Source organism: Gracilimonas sp. BCB1 (assembly GCF_040117685.2).
In the GTDB taxonomy this organism is placed as follows: domain Bacteria; phylum Bacteroidota; class Rhodothermia; order Balneolales; family Balneolaceae; genus Gracilimonas.
In genome coordinates, this window is record NZ_JBEDYP020000016.1 from 46,570 (window position 1) to 53,045 (window position 6,476).

A 6,476-nucleotide genomic window follows, 5' to 3' on the forward strand; every position below is an offset into this window, starting at 1 on the left:
TTCAGATTTAAAATTAATAACGATCAGTTAGTCTTTTTCATTCTCAGGATCAGAGAATCGGCAAGTACCGTTGACCCGATAATAAACGTCAATACCATGATACTCGCAACAGGTTCCCAGATAATAAAACCACCAAAGGTTCCCAGTACGGCTCCCAAATACTGAATGTATCGGAGCTGGTCGTTACTGGCATTCTTGATCAATTTCTCGAGTTTCTTTTCATCGTACTGGCGCAGGTTGTCTTCCACCAATGCGTGAACATCAAGCTGATTGATAAGCTTATATAACAGGTTGGTGACCATTTCCTCAATCACTGAGCCGTGTTCGTCCAGCTTATCAGGAAGGTCGTCCAAAAACACATCCATTTTGTTAAGCCCGTTTTCGATACCGGTAGGGAGTTTAACCAGTGCGCTTTCAACGAGGTCCTGCATTTCCCGTCCTTTCAAAAAGCTATAGGCTTTGATAGCTACTTTCTCGAAGGAATTCTCATCAATGGCATCATCAATCTGCTGAATCAACTTCTTTGCTATGGATGAACGTACTTCGGGGTCGGCAATCATTTCTTCAACATAACTTACGACCAGGGTTTTAAGGTTACCCCGGAATTCGGGGTCGTCAATAATACTTCGTACGTAAATGGTGGCCTTTTCACGATATTTTGTAATAGCCTGCGACTCGTGAATTTTTTGCTTAATGATTTCCGGATTAATCAGGTCTTCGGAGACTGCACGTGCCAGCCGGTAAGCAATACGGTCTTTCTGAGCGGGAACAAGACCCTGCCCAGAATGGGACGTTTGTGGGTAGGTCTGAATAACATGGTGATTGCCAGCCAGTTGGTCAAAAAACCGATAAGCCCGCTAATGCTGATGATCCGTAAAAGCCCCTCGAAAGAAAAAGTATGTCCAAAGAGTTCTGCTGACATCCCGTTGAAATCCCAGAAGAAAGAAATGATGAAAACACCCAAAAGAAGGTAAGGGACAACAAATAGCAGATTCATTAACCACCGGTGTTCCGTCACTTTTTTTGGGGGGATGGCAAGTTCGCCCTTTTGTTCAGGGAGGGCAGAATGTTTCTCAACCTGTGTGCGAATGAGCTCCCAAAGCCGGGAACCATATTGCTTGCTCCGCTCTTTTATAATGTCTGTGTTGTCCTGTTTTTTCATCCGTAGTTTTGGACTGATGTACGCAGAAATTCCTTATTTGTTGGTTTCAGCGAGAGCTAAATATTTATTCTCCAGCTCCGTCATAGCTTCTTTTTCCTTGTCTGAAGAATCTTCGTAACCAATCAGGTGAAGCAACCCGTGAATAAAGATGCGTTGAAATTCTCTTTCTACCGGCTCCTTGAATTCTGCTGATTGCTCAATGATTCGGGGAGCACAACAAAATAGAGTGCCTTCAATCGCTTCATTGCCTTCCGAATCGGCTTCATCATCATAGCGGAAAGAAATAATATCGGTCACGTAATAGCGGTTCAGATGCTCTTTGTTTATCCGGACAATTTCCTGTTCATCCACAAATACGAGTTCAACCAAAGAGAAAGCAGCATTTTCTTTATCTGAAATTATATGCAGAATTGTTTCTGCCTTTGATTGACTTAACGGAACCTTCTCATCGCTTTCATTAAAAAGTTGAAGGATGGAAGAATCAGTTTTCAAGACGGTGGTTTTAGAAGGTGAAATCGTCGTCCATCGACTCGGTGAGGGAGAGGGCGATGCCGCACATCATCAAATCTTCGGGGAGCTGGGTGAAGTCGCCACTAAGTATGGAGTGGTCCACATTAGCATATAAGCTGCAGCCGGCTGTTTTTTCAACAATAAGCCCGGATGTCTTTTCACCGGACTTTCCAAAAAAGGTAACCTGCTGAAGCATTTCACTGGCTACAAAGGCCGTGCAGTTGTGAAGCTGAAGGAAGGTATTGTATGCATAAACAGATACCATATTCATCTGCTCGTCATTCACATCCAGCCCAAGATGGATTTCCAGGGCCAGTTTTCGAGGCTCTTCCTCGTTTTTCACTTCAAACCTGAACACGTCGTTGCCAAGCGGTTTTGGCTTGGTTCCCAAAACCTGGCCGATGGCATCAATATTTTCTTTTGTAAACTGGTGAATCATAGCTGGCTAATTAATTGTGCCGAAATATACGGCACCTTCTCCTAAGTTTAAATGAAAGAGTTAATTGATTCCGTAACGCTGAATTTCCTGCTCGCTGGCTTCTTTAGTAGCCGGCATAGGAGGGAAACTACTTCCCATCAGCATGTTGACTTCTTCAGCAAGTGCATTTGCTTCTTCGGTATTACTACCCTGATAATAGGTGTACTGAACCAATACCAGTGATTGCCTGGCTGTTCGGACGGCAGTCAGGTATTGCTGAGCATCACTGTTCAGCTGCTCCAGTTGAGGGCGAATTTCACGTTGTGTGCGAATATCGCCACGAGATTGGGCACTTTGAAGCTGCTGATTTAACTCGTTGAATTCTGCTTCTATATCGGAGAAGCGATTCAGGTTCTTCTCAAGTTTTTCCTTGATTTCATCAACAGCGGTTCCGGCAAGTCGCACGGCGTCGTCATGCAGATCTACCTGAGCATAGCGCACCGCATAGAGTAACTTAAGCGACTCATTGGTTTCAGAAGCACGGAATGGAATTTTCTCTTCACCCCACTTCAGCCAGTACTGAGCACTGTCAATCTTACCTTCCTCACGGTAAGTCATAGCTAGTGCCATAAAGTTAAAGCGGTAGTTGCTGAGCATTCGGCGAATGTTCTCGTCGAAATACACGTCCGGGTTATTCCATTCGCGGAATTTGAAGTTCTCAACACGATCGGTGAAGATTTTTGGATTGATGTGTCCTTCGCGTCCGGCTCCGAAATCTTTAGGAACTACGCGATAAGCTTTACCTTCGGTCCGGAAGTAGTCTTGCAGGTTAAGCTGACTTTCACCGGAAACTGTGTTCGCAAAATACACAGGGCGTAACCAGTTGTTGGTTTGCAGGATATCCAGAATCAAGCGATCCTGAACCTGCAGATAGTAAATACGATCACCTTGCTGGTTTTGCCCGTAAAAACGGCCGTTTAATGCCCAGGTAACTTCATCATCCAGGGAATCTACAGGCATTTCAAAGTCAACTCCTTTCTGAAGAATAGGCAGAGAGGTATCCGGTTTAACTCCGATGGCTTCTTTGTAATTCATGTCTTCGGAAAATGCATTCTTCAGCTTCTCCTTATCAACCGGGATGGTTATATCCTGTGGCTGCCACTGGCTTATACCGGCAGTTACCCGTTCCACTTCTTCATCCGAAAGGGAGATAGGGAGCGGGGCTGATTCGTGCGACCATTGATCCCGGAGCTGTTTGATATACCAGTCAGTATTTAACAGACTCAGACATACAATACGGACATCGGTACGGATACCTTCCACTTCCTGTGCATACCAGAGCGGGAAGGTGTCATTATCACCATTGGTAAAGATAATGGCATTCGGAGCTACCGATTCCAGCAGATTTCGCGCATAGTCGGGTGCGACGTACCTGTTGCTTCGGTCGTGGTCATCCCAGTTTTGATAGCCCATCCAAACGGGAGAGGCCAGCAGGCAGAAAACCACAGCGGCGTATCCCAGAATTCTGTTGTTGGCGTATTGCTTAATGAGTTCAATAATTCCGGTGACTCCAAGGCCAAGCCATATCGAAAAGGCAAAAAAGGAGCCGACATAGGCATAATCCCGCTCACGCGGCTGATATGGAGGTTGATTCAGGAACACGATAATCGCCAACCCCGTGACAATAAAGAGTGCGAGTATAGCGAGAGCCCGTTTCCAGTCGGAACTAAAATGGAAGATCATCCCAAATAAACCCAGCAAAAACGGAATAAAGAAATAGGCATTGCTGGCGGGGTTGTCGGGGTAGGCCGGCTCCTCAAATCCGGATCGCCAACCCGTGTCCTGTATATCTGCTTCACGCCCTATAAAGTTCCAGTTGAAGTAACGGATATACATATGGTTAACCTGATAATCCCAGAAGTAAGACCAGTCTGAGTTATACCGGCCATAGTAATCCAGATGATTTGGAGCCGGAGAATAACGACGGGGGAAAAACTCTTCGGAAGAGCGGTCAATTTGCCCGGTTTGGTCGTTGAAATTATTTCCTTTCAGAATTGGAGTAGCTCCGTACTGTTCCCGCTTCAGGTAGCTGATAAAAGCTTCAACGGTTTCGGGGTCATTCTCATCAATGGGGGGATCGGCGATAGAGCGGATCATAATAACGGAATAGGAGGAGAAACCGATCAAAATCATGGCATAACTGATGGCAATGATATTGGCGATGCGCATTTTGTGTTTATGTGTGTAGTATATTGCGTACGCAACAGCGGCCATAAACAGGAATATGAACAACATTGGTCCGATAAGTCCATAGGTGGCTTCATCCACACTGTTGGCCATCGTCGGGATCATCTGAATGGTAAACGGATACACCGAAAAGAAGGCAATAACAGCTCCGACACCCATTAATAAGAATGATTTCCACTCAAATTCCTTAAGCTTGAAGTACACAATTAGTGCTACAAAAAACAGGGCAAGCAGGTTCAGCAGGTGAACACCAATAGCTATACCAAACATATAGGCAATCAGAACCAACCATCGTTCATTGTATTGCTTATCAAAATTTTCAGCCCACTTTAGGGCCATCCAAACTACGATAGAGGTAAAAAACATGGACATGGCATATACCTCGGCCTCCACAGCACTAAACCAAAAGGTATCGGTTACGGCAAACGTAAGTGCTCCAACCAAAGCGCCTCCATACATCCCGATTTTATCCATGATCTCCATGGAATCCGGATGGCCTTTCCACTCACGAACCAGGCGAACCACAATCAGGTACAAAAACATCACCGTTAAGGCAGAGCTGAGCGCACTTATAAAGTTAATGCTAACGGCTATGTATTCTGTTGGCATAAACATGGAAAACAGTCGGCCAACTATGGAGTAAAAGGGGGCACCCGGAGGGTGGTTTACCTGCAGGCCATGGGCAACGGCAATAAACTCACCGGCATCCCAAAAACTGGCGGTAGGTGCAAGTGTTATCGTATAAATAATGAGTGAGACAACAAAGGTAAATAGGGCGAGATATCTGTTGGTCGTTTTATGATCTGAAAGCATGTAAAATTGGTTAACTGCTCAAAAAAGTTTTTGGATATTCGTAGATAACATTTTATGATAGGCTCGCAATTATAAGCACAGCCTTATACTAATCAAAATGTAAGATACATAAGAATTTAAACTTCTCGCAGCTAAAACGGGAAAGTTCGAATCGTATTTTCAACTTTAAATATTTTTGCATGTCAGCGAATACAAAAGAACGTTTTTCTTCCAAACTGGGGTTGATTTTAAGTGTGCTCGGGATCGCCATTGGAACGGGTAATATCTGGCGATTTCCACGTATAGCAGCTCAGAACGGGGGAGAAGAAGGGGCCGGTGCTTTTCTGTTTGCCTGGATCTGCTTTCTGATCCTATGGTCCATTCCCCTCATTATAGCCGAATATGGAATGGGAAGAAACGGCCGGAAAGGAGTGGTTGGTTCTTTCGTTGAATTGATTGGAGAGAAGAAAGGCTGGCTGGGTGGTTTTGTTGGTTTTGTAGCCACGGCCATCATGTTTTACTACAGTGTGGTTGCCGGATGGTGTCTCTACTATTTAATAACCAGCATCACCGAAGCCTTGCCCGCCAACCTGCAGCAGGCCAATGCCATATGGGATGGTTTCCAGGGTTCGAACTGGCCGTTGATTGCACACGCATTTGTGATGAGTGTGGGAGGGTTCATCGTTATTAAAGGTATTTCTTCAATAGAGAAAGTAAACAAGGTATTGATTCCTTCCCTGTTGCTGGTACTAATCGTTTCCCTGTTCAAAGCACTTTCACTTGAAGGCAGCGGACTTGGAATTGAGTACCTGTTCACCCCGGATTGGTCAACATTGAAGAAGCCGGAAATATGGCTTGAGGCTCTTACGCAAAATGCCTGGGATACCGGGGCGGCCTGGGGACTGATTTTGACCTATGCTGCATATATGCGCAAGACCGATGATGTTACCATTACTGCGTTCCAGACCGGCATCGGGAATAACATGGTTTCGTTGCTGGCCGCCATCATCATTTTCTCAACCGTGTTTGGCACTTTGAGCCCACAGATGGGAAGCGGTGAATTCTGGAAGTGATGAAAACCTCCGGACTGGCTTCCACCGGGCTTACCTTTATCTGGATGCCTCAGCTGTTTGAACCAATGGCAGGCGGTGGAATATTTGCCATTTTGTTTTTCCTTGGATTGACTTTTGCGGCATTCAGTTCCCTGATTTCCATGATTGAACTCTGGCCAAGCGGCGCACGAAAAACGCGAAAGCGTTTCACGATAAATGCGAAAACCTAGATGTTCAAAGCTGCACCAGTGGTTAAACACCCAAAATGGCACAACTGAACGAAGCAAATAGGACA

General features: G+C 45.4%; 7 protein-coding genes. 2 read left to right on the top strand and 5 right to left on the bottom strand.

What is annotated here, in order from left to right:
* Positions 1-23: 23 nt before the first annotated feature.
* From ABFW99_RS13520 to ABFW99_RS13540, 5 genes are all read right to left on the bottom strand, one after another.
* Positions 24-560, bottom strand: a complete 537-nt coding sequence (locus tag ABFW99_RS13520; protein WP_440707524.1) for a DUF445 family protein — start codon at positions 558-560, stop codon at positions 24-26.
* 149 nt (positions 561-709) lie between these two features.
* On the bottom strand, positions 710-1,162 hold the full coding sequence (locus ABFW99_RS13525) for a hypothetical protein (RefSeq protein WP_440707525.1): 453 nt from the start codon (positions 1,160-1,162) through the stop codon (positions 710-712).
* A 33-nt stretch (positions 1,163-1,195) separates the two neighbouring features.
* Entirely contained in the window at positions 1,196-1,654 is a 459-nt protein-coding gene (gene ybeY, locus ABFW99_RS13530; protein WP_349354428.1) for an rRNA maturation RNase YbeY, read from the bottom strand.
* A 10-nt stretch (positions 1,655-1,664) separates the two neighbouring features.
* Positions 1,665-2,111 carry a hypothetical protein gene (locus ABFW99_RS13535; RefSeq protein ID WP_349354427.1) on the bottom strand — a complete coding sequence of 149 codons (447 nt, stop codon included), beginning with the start codon at positions 2,109-2,111 and terminating at the stop codon, positions 1,665-1,667.
* Positions 2,112-2,171: 60 nt separating this feature from the next.
* Positions 2,172-5,150 (bottom strand): protein O-mannosyl-transferase family, encoded by a 2,979-nt coding sequence (locus ABFW99_RS13540; protein ID WP_349354426.1) that lies wholly within the window; start codon positions 5,148-5,150, stop codon positions 2,172-2,174.
* Positions 5,151-5,329: 179 nt separating this feature from the next.
* Between ABFW99_RS13540 and ABFW99_RS13545 the strand changes: the two genes are divergently transcribed.
* Together ABFW99_RS13545 and ABFW99_RS13550 are read left to right on the top strand one after the other, a co-directional pair.
* Positions 5,330-6,202 (top strand): sodium-dependent transporter, encoded by an 873-nt coding sequence (locus tag ABFW99_RS13545; RefSeq protein ID WP_440707526.1) that lies wholly within the window; start codon positions 5,330-5,332, stop codon positions 6,200-6,202.
* Complete coding sequence (locus ABFW99_RS13550) at positions 6,199-6,411, top strand: hypothetical protein (RefSeq protein WP_440707527.1); 213 nt, start codon at positions 6,199-6,201, stop codon at positions 6,409-6,411. Before ABFW99_RS13545 ends, ABFW99_RS13550 begins: the two co-directional genes overlap by 4 nt.
* The last annotated feature ends 65 nt before the right edge of the window (positions 6,412-6,476 follow it).